The sequence below is a fragment of the Burkholderia sp. AU33423 genome (assembly GCF_002223135.1).
GTDB lineage: Bacteria > Pseudomonadota > Gammaproteobacteria > Burkholderiales > Burkholderiaceae > Burkholderia > Burkholderia lata_D.
The window spans coordinates 68,657-86,581 of the sequence record NZ_NKFH01000006.1 but is presented as its reverse complement, the minus strand read 5'-3'; the positions used below and the strand labels follow the sequence as shown (position 1 = coordinate 86,581).

Here is a 17,925-nt window from a genome sequence, read left to right as displayed (position 1 = left end):
GCGCCGTGGCGGCCGGCAGCCGTCGGCCGCGCGCCGCGTTACGGCTTGTCGGCGCTCCCGCCTTCGCGAACCTTGCCCTGCGCGACGCTCGTGCCGGGCGGCACGCTGTGCGTGAGCCACACGTTGCCGCCGATCACCGAGCCGCGCCCGATCGTCACGCGGCCGAGAATCGTCGCGCCCGCGTAGATCACCACGTCGTCCTCGACGATCGGGTGCCGCGCATTGCCCTTGACCAGCGCACCGTCGCCATCGGCGGGGAAGCTCTTCGCGCCGAGCGTGACGGCCTGGTACACGCGCACGCGCTCGCCGATGATCGCCGTCTCGCCGATCACGACGCCCGTGCCGTGGTCGATGAAGAAGCTCGGGCCGATCTGCGCGCCCGGGTGGATGTCGATGCCGGTAGCCGAGTGGGCGATTTCATTGATGAATCGCGCCAGCAGCGGCACGCCCAGCCGGTGCAGCGCGTGCGCGAGCCGGTGATGCATCATCGCCAGCACGCCGGGGTAGCACAGCAGGATCTCGGTGATGTGCTGCGCGGCCGGATCGCCGGCATACGCGGCCTGGATATCGCTGACGAGCAGCGCGCGGACCGCCGGCAACTGCCGGCCGAATTCGCGCGCGATTTCGAACGCGCGTTCGTCGAGCTCCGCGAACGGCGTATCGGCATGCTCGGGCAGGAACGGCAGCGCGCGGCGGATCTGTTCGGACAGAATGCGCAGCGTGCTCTCGAGCGTGTGGCCGACGTAGAAGTCGACGCTTTCGTCGGTCAGATCGGGGGCGCCGTAGTGCGTCGGAAACATCGACGCGCGCAGGCCGGTCACAATCTTGCAGATCGCATCGCGCGACGGCAGTTCGCGAATGCCGCGTGGATGGCGCGTGCGATGGAGTTCCTCGCGCGACTCGCGCAAGCCGGCAACGATTTCTTCAAGGCCCCACTGACGGGCGGGTGATGTCGACATATGCCAATGCAGGCGGCCGCGCTCGGTCGCACGGCCGCTAATAAAGTGACGGGTTCCGCAAGATTACCGCGTTTTCCGTCCGGGAGCGGCACGCCGGGGATCGGCCGGACGGCCGATGGCACTGGATCGCGACGGCGTCAGATCGTGATGCTGCTCGCGTCGATCCATCGCACGGCCCAGTCGCGCGCGTGCGCGATCGCGTCGCTTTCGTCGTTGAACTGGAGCTCGATCGGGAAAAATCGGTTCGCAACGAGTTCCCCGTCGCTCGATCGGGAGATCACGACGTAGGGTTTGAACGAACCGTCACTGGTACGCGCGGGCGCGCAGTTCAACAGATAACCGCGGTGCGTGAAGGCAGTAGTCGCTTGCATGAATCCGCCACCTCTAGTCCCTTGCTTTGTTGTTCACTACCCGTCTTTAAGGGTGCTGCGGCCCCCGGCGCGGGCAGAGGCGGCGCGACCGAATCCCCTGTCGCCGCTTCGCAGGAAAAGAATCATACTCTGTAGAAAACGGGTCTTCTAGCTGAAATAAATCATGACAAATCAGTGCGCGTCGCGCGACCGCGGCGATCGCCCGCGCGCCTTTTCCCGTCACGCCCGGAACGGGATTTGCTTCGATCCGGAACGCTTCGCCGCGAGGAGAGCCGCGATGGAATCATCCGATCAAACCGATCGTTCGCGTCCGCGCAGCATCGAGCTCGACAACGACGACACGCACGACAGCACGGTCGACACCGACGGCAAGAACCGAGAGGCGTCGCGCCTTGCCGGCGGCGGACCGATCTCGCCCGACGAAATCACGCGCAGCAACGCGTCGCTCGTCAATGCGATGCCGGAAGCCGGCGACGGCTTCGCCGGTTTCGACAGCCGCCCCGGCGGCAATCATCCGGCGTTCGCGCTGCGTGCCGGCTACATGGTGATCGAGAAGGGCTTCGACGCGCCGCCACCCATGAGCGACGCGCTGTTCGGCCCCGTCCACCGGATGTACGGCAGCACGTACTGGCCCGGCCACCAGCGTCGGCCGGAACGCGTCTTCGAGCTGACCGCCGTGCCGAGATAGCCGGCGCGGCGTTTGAATCGATCGTTCGATTGCGCACCGGTATCGGCCGGCAGCCGATGGCCGGGGATCGGCATACGCGATCGTGTGCCGATCCTGCACCGGCAACCGCACGATGCACGAACGAACGATTCCACGCAGCGGCACCGGCAGTGCCATGCACGCCGTGAATTGCGCTGACGCACATGCGTTGATCGAGGTCATGTCGAAACGCCGCGGTTGCGATTGAATGGCGATGCGGGCAATGCATCCGCGTGACCGTCGTGCCGTGTCGATGCGATCGGCGTGCGCGTGTGCGTGCGCCACGCGCGACGCCGATGCGCGCGCATGCCTTCCCGTCGACGATGCAGACGACAGCGACCACCACGTCGCACGACACGCGTCGCGCGTCGCGCGTCGCAGCATGCGCCAGATGCATGGCAGTGCGCCGCGGAAACGGAAGCGGCGCCGCCGCGCGGCACGACCGGCACCTCACTGCAAAGTCCCGGTCATTGGTTTACTCTGCCTCGCAGCCTGCGCATTGCCCAGCCCGATCGGCCATCCGGCCGACTTCGTTTCAACCCGCCACTCGGAGACACTATGTACAAGCGTATTCTGGTTGCCGTCGACGGCAGCGACACGTCCCGCCATGCGTTCGATGCCGCACTGGCGCTCGCGAAATCGCACGGTGCCGAGCTGCAACCGTTCTACGTCGTCGAGAACGCCGCGATCTACTACAACGTGCCCGGCTACGATCCATCCGTGCTGCGCGATCAGCTCGTCGCGCAGGGCAACGCACTCGCGAAGGATTTCACCGCGCTGATGCAGGCAGCGGGCGTGAAAGGCGAGACGAAGCTGGGCGAAGCGACGTCGCTCAACGACGTGTCGTCACTGATCCTCGACGGCGCGAAAGCGTTCGGTGCCGATCTCATCGTGCTCGGCACGCACGGCCGCCGCGGGTTCCGCCGTCTCGTGCTCGGCAGCATCGCCGAGCAATGCGTGCGCCACGCGACGCTGCCCGTGCTGCTGATTCCGGCGGCCGCCAACGTCGACGAACCGGCCGCGTGAGCAGCGTTCGGCATGCGCGCGCGTCGCGACGTTTTGTCACCCGACAGCGCCAAGTTGCGGTGGGACAATGATTCCGTCGATTCAACGCCGGAGTAAACGATCATGCTGACGCCCGTCGCCACACGTCCCGCCGCCACGCCTCATGCCGGTAGCTGGGCTCCTCGCCAGGCCGCGCACTGCTCGTCGTGCGCAATGCGGCACCTGTGCATGCCGCAGGGCCTGGCGCCCGAGGCGCTCAGTCGCCTCGAGTCGGTCATCTGCGCGGCGCGCCCCGTCAAGCGCGGCGAAGCGCTGTTCCGCGAAGGCGACGCATTCGACAACCTGTACGCCGTGCGCTCGGGTTCATTGAAAACCATCGCGACGCGCCACGACGGCCGCGAGCAGGTCACCGGCCTGCATCTCGCCGGCGAAGCGCTCGGCCTCGACGGCATCTGCGACGACACGCATCCGCGCACCGCGGTCGCGCTGGAAGACAGCTCGGTCTGCGTGATTCCATACAGCGCGCTCAAGACGCTCTGCTCCGAAGCCGGTTCGATGCAGCTGCGCATGCACAAGCTGATGAGCGAACAGATCGTGCGCGAAACGTCGCAAACGATGCTGCTCGGTTCGCTGAATGCCGAAGAACGTGTCGCCGCATTCCTGCTCGACGTCTCGTCGCGCTACCTGAAGCGCGGTTACTCGCCGTCGGAATTCAACCTGCGGATGACGCGCGAAGACATCGGCAGCTACCTCGGCATGACGCTCGAAACGGTCAGCCGCACGCTGTCGAAATTCCAGAAGCGCGGCCTGATCGAAATGCAGGGCCGCCACGTCCAGATCGTCGATTTCGACGGTTTGCATCACGTCTGATGTGATGCCGCACGGCGCGCCCCTCTCGCGCGCCGCCTGCGTCACGCGATCAGTCAATCGAGAAACAGCGCGGCGCGCGCCTTCAGCGCCGCGCTGAAATCGTCGAGCCAGCCGATCGACAAACGCCAGCTCTGCCAGTAAAGGTCGATGTCGATCGTTCGCCCGCGCGACATGTCGACCAGTTCACCCGCCACCAGCTGGCGGTCGACCATCCGGTCCGGACACATCCCCCATCCCAAGCCCGTTTCGCACGCACGCAGGTAGCCCGCGACGTGCGGTATCCAGTGCTGCGGCGGATCGAGATCCGCACGCGTCACGCGCCGGATGAAACGCGCCTGCAGCCCGTCCTTCGGATTGAACATCACGCACGGTGCGCGGCGCAGCGCATCGCGCGTAATGCCCGCGTCGAAGTAGCGTTCGTAAAAAGCCGGCGAGCACACCGCGCGATAGCGGATGCGCCCGAGCCGCTCCGACCGGCACCCCTGGATCGGCTCCGCCTGCGCGGTCACCGCGCCCTGCACGCTGCCGTCGCGAATGCGCGACGCGGTGTAATCCTGGTCGTCGATCACGAGGTCGAGCAACGTCTCGCGCTCCGTGCAGAACGGCCCGACCGCGTCGATGAACCACGTCGCGACGCTGTCGTCGTTGACGGCCACGCGCAACGTCGGCCACGCGCTCGCGATCTGGCCCGGCAACGCCGGCATCCGGCCCCCCAGTTCGGCCTCGAGCAGTTGCACGCGCTCGGTGTGCCGGCACAGCAGCGCCCCCGACGTCGTCGCAACGCATGGCTGCCCGCGCTTGACGAGCACGCTGCCGACCCGCTCCTCCAGCAGTTTCACGCGCTGCGACACGGCCGACGCCGTGACGTTCAGTTCCTTGGCCGCCCGCTCGAACGAGCCGTGCCGGATCACGGCCGCGAGGGCATCGAGCAACGCGTAGTCGAGCATTAGATTTCCTTAATCCGCATTAGGTGATTTAGCTTCTCTTATTTTCAAGCTGACCGCAGACTAGCGCTACCCGATTCATCCGTCCACTGCTTCCACTGTTGTCACCCACCATGAACTGGCTCGCTTTTTCCCACGGCGCCGTACTCTGCGGATCGCTCATCGTCACCATCGGCGCGCAGAACGCATTCGTGCTGCGGCAGGGCATCATGCGCTCACACGTCGGCAAGATCGTGCTGCTGTGCGCACTGTCCGACATGATCCTGATCGGCGCGGGCGTGGGCGGCGCATCGGTGCTCGTCGAACGCTATCCGACCTTCGTCCACGCGGTGCTGTACCTCGGCCTCGCGTATCTCGCGTGGTTCGGCATCAACGCGCTGCGCCGCGCGTTCAAGCCGGGCCACGAAACGCTCGACGTGCGCGGCGACGCGGTCGCGCCGCCGCCGCAGAGCGGCCTCGCGATCGTGCTGATGACGCTCGCGTTCACGTGGCTCAACCCGCACGTGTATCTCGACACGTTCCTGCTGATCGGCACGGCCGGCGCACGCGAGCCGGAAGGCGCGCGGCTCGCGTTCGCGATCGGCGCGATGTCGGTCAGCGTCGTGTGGTTCCTCGGGCTCGGCTACGGTGCGCGACTGCTGGCACCGTGGTTCCGCAAGGCCATGGCGTGGCGCGTGCTGGATGGCGCGATCGGCAGCATGGTGCTGTTTCTCGCGGCGGTGCAGTTGCGCTGACCGGTTCACCGTCGCACGGGCGGCCGCTCGCCGCCCGTCGTCCCGCCCGCTCCGGCGCCACGCTGGAGCATCCCTTCCCGCCCTTCCACCCGCTCCCGCCCACGCGCGGTTCCGCGCCCCGCCACGCCAGCCGCAACAAAAATCGGTTCCTGATCGAACGCAGCCACGCGAAGCGCTCACGCAACGGACGGGGTGTCCGTCAACTGCGTCAAATCGCCTGCCATCGCGACGGCGCGCCGCCTGCACGAATCGGAGCGATCGGCGAGAATGTCCGGCGTCCCGCGACAACGGCGTGACCGCACCGCGTACCCCGTCGTCTCGCCGTGATCGTTGCGGCCCATCCCGAAGTTCCATTCCGTCACCCCGCAGATATCGGAGCAGAACATGGCACTACGCACCCTCGGCACGTCGAACATCCAGGTTTCGCCGCTAGCGTTCGGCGGCAACGTCTTCGGCTGGACCGTCGACGAGAACACGTCGTTTGCGCTGCTCGACGCGCTCGCCGACACCGGCATCAACTTCATCGACACGGCCGACGTCTATTCGGCCTGGGTTCCCGGCAACAGCGGCGGTGAATCCGAAACGATCATCGGCAAATGGCTCAAGCGTACCGGCAAACGCGAGCGGGTCGTGATCGCGACCAAGGTCGGGCTGCTGGGCGCGCGCGCGGGGCTGACCCGCGACAACATCCTGAAAGCCGCCGACGATTCGCTGCGCCGCCTCCAGACCGACTACATCGACCTGTATTTCTCGCATCGCGACCTCGCCGATACGGCCCCGCTCGAAGAAACGCTCGGCGCCTATCAAACGCTGATCGACGCGGGCAAGGTGCGCATCATCGGCGCATCGAACTACAGCGGCGCACGCCTGCGCGAAGCCGCCGACATCAGCCAGCGCGACGGCCTGCCCGCGTACCAGGTCATCCAGCCCGAATACAACCTGCTCGACCGCGCCGACTACGAGCGCGATCTCGAACCGGTCGTGCGCGACCTGAAGCTCGGTGTCGTCAACTACTACGCGCTCGCGAGCGGCTTCCTGTCGGGCAAGTACCGCAGCGAGGCCGACCTGAAGAAGAGTGTGCGCGGCGATCGCGTCGCCGGGTATCTCAATGAACGCGGGCTGCGCATTCTCGCCACGCTCGATGCGGTGGCCGAGAAGCACGGCACGCAGCCGGCCGCGATCGCACTCGCGTGGCAGATCGCGCGGCCGACGATCACCGCACCGATCGCGAGCGCGACGTCGCTGGCGCAGCTGGCATCGCTCGGCGAAGCGATCCGGGTTCAGCTCGATCAGGATGACATTCGCCGGATCGACGAAGCCAGCGCGGGCTGAAGTCGCTGGTAGCAGGCCGGTCGATCGGATCGCACGTCGTCGTCGAATCCGGCGCGTTCGTCGACACCACCGGCAGCGGCCGCCCGGACATTCAGTTCCACGTGCTGCCGACGCTCGTCGGCGACGTCGATCGCGAACCGCTGCCCGGCCATGGCCTGTCGATCAACCCGTGCCTGCTCAGGCCGCGCTCGCGCGGCTCGGTGCGACTGCGCGGCAACGATCCGGCCGCGCCGATGCTGTTCGACAGCGGCGCGCTGTCCGACCCGGCCGATGTCGACGGCCTCGTGCGCGGCGTCGCGCTCGCGCGGCAGATCATCCGCGCGCCGTCGCTCGCGCGCATCGTACGCGAAGCCGAGACGTTGACCGATACGGCACTCGCCGACTACGTGCGGCACCGCGCGAAAACCGTCTATCACCCGGCCGGCACCTGCCGCATGGGCAACGACGAGCAGGCGGTCGTCACGCCGCGACTCGCGGTGCAAGGTGTCGACGGATTGCGGATCTGCGATGCATCGGTGATGCCGCGCATTGTGTCCGGCAACACGAACGCGCCGACGATCATGATCGCGGAGCGCTGTGCGGAGTTCATGCTGACGGAATAACGCAACGCCGCACGCAGGCGCTTTCGTTCACGACAATAAAAAACGGCGCGTGAGACACGCGCCGCCACATCAACTGCCGGAATCAGCCCCTGTCCGCCCGCGCCGCGTCGCGCAGCGCCATCGGCGACGCGCCATAGCGATCTCGAATCGCACGGCTGAAGTGCGCCTGGCTCGAAAAGCCCCAGCGAAACGCGATTTCGCCGACGCTCGTCTTGCGCAGCCGCGCATCGGTCAGCTCGCGATGCGCATGCGACAGCCGCTCCGACCAGATGTGCTGCGTGATCGACTCGCCTTCGGCCGCAAAGAGCCGGCTCAGATGCCGCAGCGACAGCCCGACCGCGTCGGCGACGGCCTGGGGCCCGAGCTCCGGGTCGCCGAGATGCGTCGCGACGTACTGCTTCGCGGTCAGCAGATACGACAGCGACGCACGCGACGCGCCTGCACCGTTCACCTCCGCATCGATGAGTTCGGCGATTAGCGTGCGCGTGTGTTCGGCGAACCGCGCAGCGTCACGCTCGACCGGATCCTTCATGAAGCGCACGACGCTCGCGCGCAAGGTCGTGCCGAGCATCGCGCCCGCGCCGGGTTTCGGCGCGATCCGCAGCGGCAGCGCCGCCAGTTCCGCATCGAGCCGGTCGTCGAACGTCGTGATCGGAATATCGATCAGCAGCTGCCGCATCGGCGTCAGGAATCCGAACAGATAAGGGACGCGCGTGTCGTAGACGACGACATCGCCGGCGTCCGCGAGCAGGCAACGATCCCGCTGGATGAAATACGCACGCCCGCTCAGGATCTGGCACGCGAACAACGACTCCTTCGGCAACTGGCGCACCAGCGCGGGGCTGCGCTCGATCACGTGATCCTGGCCGCTGATGTCCGCGATGCCGAGGCCCGGCAGTGCGATATCGGTCTTCTCGACCTCAAGCCCGGCCGGCGACAGCGACGAGCAGCGCAGCCCGACCAGCGTCGCCGCATTGAACGCATCCCAGTACGCCATCCTGTCGCGCGCCGGCACGTCGGCCGTCGAGCCTCGCGTGCGGGAAAAAACGGTCGTATTCGTCACGTCGCCTCCTGCTGGCGCCTGTCGTGCGGAGCAGCACGGATTGGGGGATGGTTCGTCCGGAATTTGTTGCGATGCAATGTCCGGCGCGATCAAGCAATGCGTCCAGCCCAGTCAAGAGCGGCGCGCACCGGCTGGCTAAAGTCGAGCCCACGACACCCCCTATACCAGGAGACAAACCGTGGTCGACAAAGCCGTAGCCGAATTCTGGCAAAACATTCCGCCGATTGCCAATCCGTTCAAGCCCGATGCACTGCCCGAAGCGTACATCGCGAACGCGGCCACCGACGACGAGCGCTATTACGTTCCGTTCACCGAAACGGTTTCGTCGCGGCCGCTGTGGATCTCGCCGTCGCAGAACAAATGGTGCGACATCCTGATGGCCAAGGAAGCAGGGCTCGTGAACCGGCACTATCACCCGCACGAGGTGTTTGCTTACACGCTGTCGGGCAAGTGGGGTTATCTGGAGCACGAATGGACCGCGACGCGCGGCGATTTCGTGTACGAAACACCGGGCGAAGGCCACACGCTCGTCGCGTTCGATCACCCGGAGCCGATGCGCGCGTTCTTCATCGTCAAGGGGCCGCTGATCTGGCTCGACGAAGCAGGCAATCCCGACGGCTACTTCGACGTGCATTCGTACATCGCGATGTGCAAGGCGCATTACGAGAAGGTCGGCCTCGGCGCGCAAGCGATCGAGAAGCTGTTCCGCTGACGCGCGGCGAGGCTCACCATGACATCCCCTTCCTCCTCCCGATCCGCGTGGACGTACGAGAACAGGCTGCTGCTGATCCTGTTCATGACGTTCGGCTTCGTGTTCTTCGACCGCCTCGCGCTGTCGTTCCTGTTCCCGTTCATGTCGGCTGAGCTGCACCTGACGAACACGCAGCTCGGCATGGTGTCGTCCGCGCTCGCGCTCACGTGGGCATTGTCCGGCGCCGCGACGGGCGCGTGGTCCGATGCACGCGGCACGCGCAAGCCGCTGCTGATCGCGGCCGTGCTCGGCTTTTCCGTGTGCTCGGCGCTGTCAGGGCTCGTCGGCGGCTTCGCGAGCCTGATCGCGTTCCGCGCGCTGATGGGCATCGCCGAAGGCCCCGTGCTGCCGCTGTCGCAATCGCTGATGGTCGAAAGCTCGACGCCGAGCCGCCGCGGGCTGAACATGGGCCTGCTGCAAGGCTCCGCCGCCGGCCTGCTCGGCGCGATGATCGGCCCGCCGGTGGTCATCGGCATCGCGACCAGGTACGGCTGGCGCGAGGCGTTCTACGTGTCGTGCATTCCGGGCTTCCTGATCGCGTTCTGCATCTGGCGCTGGGTGCGCGAAGTGCCGCCCGGCGGCGTGCGGCACGCGCAGGCCGAACCCGCCGGCGCACCGGCCGCGAGCGGCGCGGCAGTCAGCCGCTGGGCGTTGCTGAAGGAGCGCAACATCCTGCTCTGCATGCTGATCAGTTGCTTCTTCCTGACGTGGTTCATCGTGATCATCTCGTTCGCGCCGGTGTTCCTCGTGGAAAGCCGCCATCTGTCGCCATCCGACATGGGCGTCGTGATGACCTGCCTCGGCGCCGCGTGGGTGTTCTGGGGCTTCGCGGTGCCGGCGATCTCCGACCGGATCGGCCGCAAGCCGACGATGATCGCGTTCGCGCTGATCGCGGCCGTGTGCCCGGTCGTGATGATCCATGCCGGCTCACTGTGGGCGCTCGGCGCGCTCGTGTTCGCCACGTACACGGGCCTCGGCTGCTTCACGCTGTTCATGGCGACGATCCCGGCCGAAACGGTGCCGCCGCGCGCGATCGCCAGCGCGCTCGGCCTGATCATGGGCGCCGGCGAACTGATCGGCGGCTTCGTTGCACCGACCGTCGCCGGCTTCGCCGCGGACAAGTACGGCCTGCCGTTCGCGATGTGGACGTCGGCCGCCGGCGCGATCCTCGCGTGCGTGCTGTCGTTCGGCCTCGTCGAGACCGCACCCGCCGTGCTGCGCAAGCGCGCGCTCGCCGGCTCGGCCGCGAGCCGTCTCGATGCACAAAACCTCGGAGGCCACTGACATGCGGGCACTTCAATGGCATGGTCCGCGCGACGTCCGTCTCGTGGAAATCGACACGCCGCGCGTCGGCCCCGGTGACGTACGCATCGCGGTCGCGTACTGCGGAATCTGCGGCAGCGACCTGCACGAATATGCGGACGGCCCGCACGCGATTCCGGTCGACACGCCGCATCCGCTGTCGCGCCGCACCGCGCCGCTGACGCTCGGCCACGAGTTCTGCGGCACCGTCGTCGAAGTCGGCGACGGTGTGACGGCGCTGCGCGCGGGCGATCGCGTCGCGGTCGAGCCCGAGTATCGCTGCAGCCAGTGCGCGTATTGCCGCTCGGGGTCATACAACCTGTGCGTGTCGATGGGCTTCGCCGGGTTGATGGGCGACGGCGGCATGGCCGACTTCGCGGTCGTGCCGGCGTATATGCTGCATCGCCTGCCTGATGACGTGAGTCTCGAACAGGCCGCGGTGATGGAGCCGGCGGCTGTCGCGCTGCACGCGTTGCGGCGTGGCGAACTGCGGCTCGGCGAGACCTGCGCGGTATTCGGGCTCGGGCCGATCGGCCTGCTGCTGATCATGCTCGCGAAGCTGCAGGGGGCGACCACGATCGTGGCCGTCGACGTCTCGCCCGAACGGCTCGCGGCGGCCGTGCGCTTCGGCGCCACGCACACGTTCGACGCGCGCGCACTCGGCGCATCCGCGCTGCAGGACGCGATCCGCGCGGCCACGGGCGGGCTCGGCGTCGATGCGAGTTTCGAAGCGGCCGGGCTGCCGGCCACGTTCGAATCGGCGATGCAGGCACTGCGCAAGGGCGGCCGCGTCGTAATGGTCGGCCTGATGCCGCATGCCGGCTTCGACGCGTTCCGCGCGGTCAACGACGAGCTGACCTTCACGGCGAGCGTCGGCTACCGGCATGCGTACGAAGACCTGCTGCGCATCGTCGCGTCGGGCGCGCTCGACCTCACGTCGATCGTCACGCGCACCGTGTCGCTCGAAGACGCCGTCACCGACGGCTTCGACGCGCTGCTCGCCGACCGCGCGCAAATCAAGATCCTCGTTTCACCCGCGCAACGGCCGGCCCGTCGCGCACACACCATCGGGAGCGTCGAGCATGAGTCGTCAGTGGGCGTTTGAAGGCAAGACCGTCGTCGTGACGGGCGGCACGTCGGGCATCGGTGCGCGCACGGCGATGCGGTTCGCGGAAGCCGGCGCGTCGGTCGTCGCGCTCGGGCTCGATGCGGGCGGCCCGCATGCGCCCGTGCATGCGGGCGTTCGCTGCGTGGAACTCGACGTGACCGACAGCGATGCGCTGACGCGCACGATCGCGGCCCTGCCGCGGCTCGACGTGCTCGTCAACGGCGTCGGCATCAGCCGGCACGCGGACGAATACCGGATGGACCAGTTCGAGCTCGTGCTGAACGTGAACCTGACGTCGGTGATGCGGGCCTCCGACGCCGCGCGGCCAGCGCTGTCGGCGCATGGCGGCAGCATCGTCAACGTCGCGTCGATGTACACGTACTTCGGCAGCAAGGACCGCCCCGCGTACAGCGCAAGCAAGGGCGGCATTGCGCAGCTCACGCGCTCGCTCGCGCAGGCGTGGGCCGAGCGCGGCATTCGCGTGAACGCGGTCGCGCCCGGCTGGATCGACACGCCGCTCAGCAGCGGCCTGATGGCCGACATGCAGGCATCGCGGCGCATCCTCGAACGCACGCCGCTCGGGCGCTGGGGCACGGCCGACGAAGTCGCGGACGTGATCCTGTTCCTGTGCTCGCCCGGCGCGTCGTTCGTAACCGGCGCGGTCGTGCCGGTGGATGGCGGATATTCGACGGTCTAGCGCGCGGCTCGGCTGACATCGGCAGGCATCGGCGGGCCCGCGACTTCTGCCGATGCCCGTCACACACCGGCTTCCTTCGGTTACGGCTGAACCGGAATTCGTCCGGCCCAGCCTTGTTCAAATCAATCAGTAGTCCAATCAAAAATATCCGATCCAATCGGAAACATGTGAGGAGCATATTGGAGATGACGAAAAAGACCTTTCTGGCGCTCGCGGCATGCGCCATTCCCGCCGTGTCGTTTGCGCAGAGCAGCGTGACGATGTTCGGGCTGATGGATGCCGGCATCAGCTACGTCAGCAATCAAGGCGGCCACGGCGCCGCGAAGTTCGACGACAACATCTTCTTCCCGAACCTGCTCGGTTTCGAAGGCAAGGAGGATCTCGGCGCGGGCACGCGCGCGATCTTCCGGCTCGTCAACCAGTATTCGCTCGGCAACGGCTCGATCATCGGCGGCGGGCTGTTCGCGCGCACCGCCTATGTCGGGCTGCAGAACGACCGGTACGGCACGCTGACGCTCGGCAACCAGTACGAGTTCATGGTCGATTCGCTTGCCGCGGGCGGCAACGAGATCGCGCAGGATCTCGTCGGCCTGTACGGCTTTCGCAACGGCCCGTTCGACAAGCTCGCGTTGCCGAACAACCCGACCGGCGCCTTCGACTGGGATCGCGTCGCGGGCAGCAATCGCGTCGCGAATTCGGTCAAGTACACGAGCCCGTCGCTGTCGGGCCTGACCTTCGGAGCGCTGTACGGCTTCGGGAACGTCGCGGGGTCGGTCGGCGCGAACAACACGGTCAGCGTCGGCGCGAGCTACGACAACGGCCCGTTCGGCGCGGGCGCGGCCTATACGAACCAGAAGTACGGCGCGACGGACGGGCTGCCGCCGACCAGCGTGCGCAACTGGGGCGCGGGCGTGCATTACACGCTCGGTACGGTCACGGGGAAGGCGCTCGTCACGACCGTACGCAACGCGCGGAACGGCGCGGGCGCATGGTCGGCGGAAGCCGGCGCCGCATGGCGGCCGTCGCCGGCGTGGGTGATCGGCTCGAGCTACACGTACATGAAGGGCAACGACACGCTCGGCAACGCGCACGCGCACCAGCTCCTGGCCGCCGTCCAGTACTGGCTGTCGAAACGCACGATGGTGTACGTGGCGGGCGTGCATCAGCGCGCGAACCACGGCAGCAACGCACAGATCAACGGCGTGATGGATGCGAACGGCGCGTCGAGCCGCGCGCTGCAGTCGATTGCGCGGATCGGGTTCAGCACGCGGTTCTAGGCCAGCCTCGGCGGATTCTGGCGGCGGACCCGCGTACGGATCGCCTGACGACGCAGGCGCGGTGCCGGCCCGCGCGGCCGCGTTCGTCGTCACACGCTGCCGGCCATCCTCCGATCGAGTCGGTTCGAATCGCAACGAATGCACGCCGCGACTAACCCGACGATCCCGCACCGCCCCCGTCCTGCATCGCCGCATCCCGACACTGCGACGGCGTGACCCCGAAGCGCCGGCGAAACAGGCGCGCGAAATACGCCGGATCGGAAAAACCCGACTGCAGCGCGAGGCGCGTAATGCTCGCCCCGTCGGCGCCGGTCTGCGACAGCACTTCGTGGCACTTCTCGAGCCGCAGTCGCTGGATCATCGCCTGCGGCCGCTCGCCGATCGATTCGAATGCCTGGTAAAGCGTGCGGCGGCACACCTTCAATGCGGCGGCAATGCGATCGGGCGAGAGTTCGCCGTCATCCAGATGCCGATGGATGTATTGCTGCGCGTCGCGCAGCAACGTCTCGCGGATCTTGCGCCGCGAAGCGGGCGCCGTGCCGTCCGTGAAATCGATGGTCTCGGCGAGCAACGTCGCCACCAGTTCCAGCACGCCGAAGCGGCTGCGCGGATTCATGCGCCGGCCCTCGGCGATCATCGCCTGCAGGCTCGCGAGCGCCACGGCCGCGCCGCCCGTCGTCGGCATCGCGCGGCCGATCGCTTGCCGGGCCAACGCCAGCAGCGCGTCGTGGTCGGCCACTTCGCACAGCATCGTGACGAATTCGCCGTATGCGTCGTTTTGAATCCAGTACGGGCTGCTCGCCTCGTACAGCGTGAAATGCCCGGGCGGCACGATCACTTCGCTGGCACCCTGCTCGAGTCTCGCCACGCCGCTCAGTTGCCAGATCACCTTGACGTAGCGGTGCTTCAGCGTCTTGCAGGCGTCGCGCCCAATGGAGGCGCTATGCGCGCTGGCCGCAATGCGCGCCACGCGGCAGCGCGCATGATCGAACACGTCGACGCTCGCGTCGAATTCGCCGGACGCGCCGGCGTTCAGCTCCAGCGGAAAGAACCGATGCCGGATCTGCTCCGACCAGCACGACACGCCGCCCGCCTGCAGCGGCGGATGCGCTTCCGAATCGATCATGACGTTCGCCTCCAGAAAAATCCGGCTTTCAAGTACGTCCGTTGCGTGGCCGCCTGCATGCACAAGCAGCGGGTGCGGCGATCGACTCGCCCGACTTCCGGTCATGTGCGACGCCACGCGCCCGGCCGGCATCGATGAGAGGGGATCGGCTCGTAGCGTACGGCGCGTCGACACAAAAGAACATTCGCACAACTCCCATGCACGGCCGGAGCGCTACCTGACGCCGTAAAGATTTCACCTAGATGCACCGCACTCCTGATGGCGCTGCACGCAAACACATGCGAGCGGGAAACTGGCGCGGCACCCTGCTGACGGGCGGAAACCGGCTTCCGGCCACGCTTCGTGCGCGTGGCCCATGCCGTCCCGCACGCCGCCCGAAGACAAACGGCGGCCGCTCGTGCGCCGCAGGAGGAGACAACCGATGAAACGACGATCCCTTTCCGTGATGCTGTCCGCGCTCGTCGTCGCGCACGGCGCTCACGCAACCGAAGGCGGCGGCTCCGTCTACCCGACCGGGGCGGAAGGCTTTCTGTGCTGCGCACTGCCGCCGCCGGGGCTCTATGCACTGATCTACGCGGAGCGCTACCACGCCGGCGAACTGCGCGACAACGACGGTCGCAATGTCGCGCCGCCGGACTTCAGCCTCACCGCCTATTCGGTGACGCCGCGGATCGTGTGGGTCACGCCCTACACGTTTGCCGGCGCGTCGCTGGCCATGCATGCGCTGCTTCCGCTCGTCACGCTCGACGTGCACGCGGGCGGGCAATCGCAGCGGCGCACCGGCACCGGCGACATGACGTTCGGGCCGGCGCTCGGCTGGCAAGTCACGCCGACGCTTCACACGCTGCTCGCCGTCGATGTCTTCGCGCCGACTGGCCGGTACGACAAAAGCGACCTGGCCAACATCGGCCGAAACGTCTGGGCGATCCAGCCGATCGCGGGGATCTCGTACGGCGGCCGTACCGGGCCGGTGTTCGATGCAAAGCTGATGTGGACCTTCAACCAGCGCAACCACGCGACCGACTACCAGTCCGGCAAGGAGTTCATCGTCGACTACTCGGTGGGCTGGGGTTTCGGCAACGGGCTGACGGTCGGCGCGGGCGGCTATGTCTACCGGCAGATGACCGACGATTCACAGGCCGGGCAGACCATCGCCGGCAATCGCGGCCGTGCGTTCGCGATCGGGCCGTCGATCAAGTACGACAGCGGGAAGGGCTGGTTCGTGACCGCCAAATACCAGATGGAAACCGATGTGCGAAACCGCCCGGAAGGGGCGGCGTTCTGGCTCAAGGCCGTGTTTCCGCTCTGATGTGAGCGGCTTCGCGTCGGCGTCGCCCGACGCGAAGCCCACGCGAAAGCCGCGCAGGTCATCCCCGCGCCGCCCGTTTCAACGACCGAGCAACAGATCGGCGCCGCGTTCGCCGATCATGATCGCCGGCGCATTGGTATTGCCGCTCGGCACCTGCGGGCAGATCGAGCAATCGATCACGCGCAGATTGGCGAAGCCGTGCACGCGCAGCGTCTTCTGGTCCACCACCGACGTCTGCGGGTCCGTACCCATCCTGCAGGTGCCGGCCGGGTGATAGACGGTCTTGATGTCCTGCCGCACGAATCGCTCGATCGCCGTCAGATCGTCCGGATCGATCCGGGCCGGCGCGACGATTTCCTTCACGTGCGCCTGCAGCGCCTTCGCCGACAGGATCCTGAGCCCGGCCTGAACGGCCCGGATCTGGCCGTCGAGGTCGGCCGGGTCGCTCAGGAAGTTCGCATCGATCCTCGGCAGATCCGACGGATCCTTGCTGCGCAACGCCACCCGCCCGCGCGATTTCGGTTGCAGATGGCCGACCTTGACCGACATGCCGTGCTCGCTCGCCGGTGGCTTCTCTCCCGGCGTGTTGTCGAAGTTGTCGAGCAGCGGCAGGAAATGGAACTGAACGTCCGGCCGCCCGGTGCCCTGCGTGTCGATGAATGCGCCGCCTTCGAGGATGTTGCTGGTCAGCAGCCCGCTCCTGAAGCACTTCCATTGCAGGAAATGGCGCATCGCCCGGAGCCCGGTGTTCTCGCCGTAGAGGCTCGCCGGCGTGCGAATCGACGCCTGCACCGACATGTGCAGATGATCGTGGAAATTCCGGCCGACCGGCAACGCGGCAACCGTATCGATCCCGAGCGCCGCAAGCTGCTCCGCCGGCCCGATGCCGGACAGCATCAGCACCTTCGGACTCCCGATCGCCCCCGCGCTCACGACGACCTCGTTGCGCACGCGCACCGACACGGGCGCATGACCGCCTTCGCTGAATTCGACCGCGACCGCACGCCCCGCATCGGTCCGGATCCAGTGCACGAGCGCGCCGGTCACCACCTTCAGCTTCGCGTCGTTGCGCACCGACGCCAGATAGGTCTGCGCGGTGCTTGCGCGTTCGCCGTTGCGCGTCGTCGTCTGGTAATAGCCGATGCCCTGCTGCACTTCGCCGTTGAAATCGTTGACGTAGCGCAGCCCCATCTCCTGCCCGGCCCGGATGAACGCAGCCGTCAACGGATGGCGATAACGGTTCTCGCTGACCGGGAGCGGGCCCGTCTGGCCGTGATACGCAGGCCCCAGGCTTTCGTTCGCTTCCGCCTTCATGAAATACGGCAGCACGTCGTCGTAGCGCCAGTCCGTGCATCCCCACTGCGTCGCCCAGTCGTCGTAGTCGTCGCGCTGCCCGCGGATGTAAATCATCCCGTTGACCGAACTGCCGCCGCCCAGCACCTTGCCCTGCGCGATGATCATGCTGCGGCCGTTCGCGTTCGGTTGCGGGTCGGTCATGTAGGGCCACGATTTCTTCTGGAACACCTGCATCACGCCGCCCGGAATCCGGTGAAACGGATTGTCGTCGCGCGTGCCGGCTTCCAGCAGCAGCACCGAACCGGCGTTCTGCTGGATCAGCCGCGCGGCCACGACGCAACCGGCCGAACCCGCGCCGATGACGACGTAATCGAAGGTCAGGTCTTGAGTAGTCATGTGTCTGTCGAATGGGATAGGCGGGCGAGCAACGCCCGCGATCTTGTTGTTGTGGGGTCTCCGTGCCGGCACGTGCG

General features: G+C 67.1%; 17 protein-coding genes and 1 pseudogene. 12 read left to right on the top strand and 6 right to left on the bottom strand.

Annotated elements, in window-relative coordinates:
• Positions 1-38: 38 nt before the first annotated feature.
• Positions 39-959: a serine O-acetyltransferase EpsC gene (gene epsC, locus CFB50_RS18195; RefSeq protein ID WP_069250396.1), complete on the bottom strand. Its 921-nt coding sequence runs from the start codon at positions 957-959 to the stop codon at positions 39-41.
• 137 nt (positions 960-1,096) lie between these two features.
• On the bottom strand, positions 1,097-1,330 hold the full coding sequence (locus CFB50_RS18190) for a hypothetical protein (protein WP_069250395.1): 234 nt from the start codon (positions 1,328-1,330) through the stop codon (positions 1,097-1,099).
• Between the two features lie 277 nt (positions 1,331-1,607).
• Here CFB50_RS18190 and CFB50_RS18185 point away from each other — a divergent pair, with 277 nt between their 5' ends.
• The 3 genes from CFB50_RS18185 (at position 1,608) to fnr (ending at position 3,911) form a co-directional block, all read left to right on the top strand.
• Complete coding sequence (locus tag CFB50_RS18185; RefSeq protein ID WP_069250394.1) at positions 1,608-2,018, top strand: DUF3005 domain-containing protein; 411 nt, start codon at positions 1,608-1,610, stop codon at positions 2,016-2,018.
• Between the two features lie 576 nt (positions 2,019-2,594).
• Positions 2,595-3,062, top strand: a complete 468-nt coding sequence (locus CFB50_RS18180; protein ID WP_069250393.1) for a universal stress protein — start codon at positions 2,595-2,597, stop codon at positions 3,060-3,062.
• Positions 3,063-3,164: 102 nt separating this feature from the next.
• Positions 3,165-3,911, top strand: coding sequence for a fumarate/nitrate reduction transcriptional regulator Fnr (fnr, locus tag CFB50_RS18175; RefSeq protein WP_069250392.1), 747 nt, complete (start codon positions 3,165-3,167; stop codon positions 3,909-3,911).
• Positions 3,912-3,964: 53 nt separating this feature from the next.
• Here the strand turns inward: fnr and CFB50_RS18170 are convergent, their stop codons facing one another.
• Positions 3,965-4,858 carry a LysR family transcriptional regulator ArgP gene (locus CFB50_RS18170; protein WP_089446779.1) on the bottom strand — a complete coding sequence of 298 codons (894 nt, stop codon included), beginning with the start codon at positions 4,856-4,858 and terminating at the stop codon, positions 3,965-3,967.
• Between the two features lie 110 nt (positions 4,859-4,968).
• Here CFB50_RS18170 and CFB50_RS18165 point away from each other — a divergent pair, with 110 nt between their 5' ends.
• From CFB50_RS18165 to CFB50_RS18150, 3 genes and pseudogenes are all read left to right on the top strand, one after another.
• Positions 4,969-5,589, top strand: a complete 621-nt coding sequence (locus tag CFB50_RS18165; protein ID WP_089428680.1) for a LysE/ArgO family amino acid transporter — start codon at positions 4,969-4,971, stop codon at positions 5,587-5,589.
• A gap of 384 nt (positions 5,590-5,973) precedes the next feature.
• Positions 5,974-6,921: an aldo/keto reductase gene (locus CFB50_RS18155; protein ID WP_089446777.1), complete on the top strand. Its 948-nt coding sequence runs from the start codon at positions 5,974-5,976 to the stop codon at positions 6,919-6,921.
• Positions 6,922-6,959: 38 nt separating this feature from the next.
• Positions 6,960-7,523 (top strand): annotated as a pseudogene (locus CFB50_RS18150) (GMC family oxidoreductase); the annotation flags it as partial.
• A gap of 82 nt (positions 7,524-7,605) precedes the next feature.
• On the opposite strand, the gene CFB50_RS18145 reads toward CFB50_RS18150, so the two are convergent.
• Complete coding sequence (locus tag CFB50_RS18145; RefSeq protein ID WP_089446776.1) at positions 7,606-8,586, bottom strand: helix-turn-helix domain-containing protein; 981 nt, start codon at positions 8,584-8,586, stop codon at positions 7,606-7,608.
• Positions 8,587-8,764: 178 nt separating this feature from the next.
• Here CFB50_RS18145 and CFB50_RS18140 point away from each other — a divergent pair, with 178 nt between their 5' ends.
• From CFB50_RS18140 to CFB50_RS18120, 5 genes are all read left to right on the top strand, one after another.
• The gene (locus CFB50_RS18140; protein WP_043186175.1) at positions 8,765-9,298 is read left to right on the top strand and encodes a 2,4'-dihydroxyacetophenone dioxygenase family protein; all 534 of its coding nucleotides are present in this window, start codon (positions 8,765-8,767) and stop codon (positions 9,296-9,298) included.
• Between the two features lie 18 nt (positions 9,299-9,316).
• Positions 9,317-10,621 (top strand): MFS transporter, encoded by a 1,305-nt coding sequence (locus CFB50_RS18135; protein WP_089446775.1) that lies wholly within the window; start codon positions 9,317-9,319, stop codon positions 10,619-10,621.
• Between the two features lies 1 nt (position 10,622).
• Entirely contained in the window at positions 10,623-11,744 is a 1,122-nt protein-coding gene (locus CFB50_RS18130; RefSeq protein WP_089446774.1) for a 2,3-butanediol dehydrogenase, read from the top strand.
• Positions 11,722-12,444, top strand: coding sequence for an SDR family NAD(P)-dependent oxidoreductase (locus CFB50_RS18125; RefSeq protein ID WP_089446773.1), 723 nt, complete (start codon positions 11,722-11,724; stop codon positions 12,442-12,444). Before CFB50_RS18130 ends, CFB50_RS18125 begins: the two co-directional genes overlap by 23 nt.
• A gap of 185 nt (positions 12,445-12,629) precedes the next feature.
• The gene (locus CFB50_RS18120) at positions 12,630-13,721 is read left to right on the top strand and encodes a porin (RefSeq protein WP_089446772.1); all 1,092 of its coding nucleotides are present in this window, start codon (positions 12,630-12,632) and stop codon (positions 13,719-13,721) included.
• A 151-nt stretch (positions 13,722-13,872) separates the two neighbouring features.
• Here CFB50_RS18120 and CFB50_RS18115 read toward each other — a convergent pair whose 3' ends face one another.
• Positions 13,873-14,847 (bottom strand): helix-turn-helix domain-containing protein, encoded by a 975-nt coding sequence (locus CFB50_RS18115; RefSeq protein ID WP_231937872.1) that lies wholly within the window; start codon positions 14,845-14,847, stop codon positions 13,873-13,875.
• A 421-nt stretch (positions 14,848-15,268) separates the two neighbouring features.
• Between CFB50_RS18115 and CFB50_RS18110 the strand changes: the two genes are divergently transcribed.
• A complete protein-coding gene (locus CFB50_RS18110) occupies positions 15,269-16,156 on the top strand; it encodes a SphA family protein (protein ID WP_089446771.1) in 888 nt (295 codons plus the stop codon).
• A 78-nt stretch (positions 16,157-16,234) separates the two neighbouring features.
• Here the strand turns inward: CFB50_RS18110 and CFB50_RS18105 are convergent, their stop codons facing one another.
• Positions 16,235-17,848: a GMC family oxidoreductase gene (locus CFB50_RS18105; RefSeq protein WP_089446770.1), complete on the bottom strand. Its 1,614-nt coding sequence runs from the start codon at positions 17,846-17,848 to the stop codon at positions 16,235-16,237.
• Positions 17,849-17,925 lie beyond the last annotated feature (77 nt).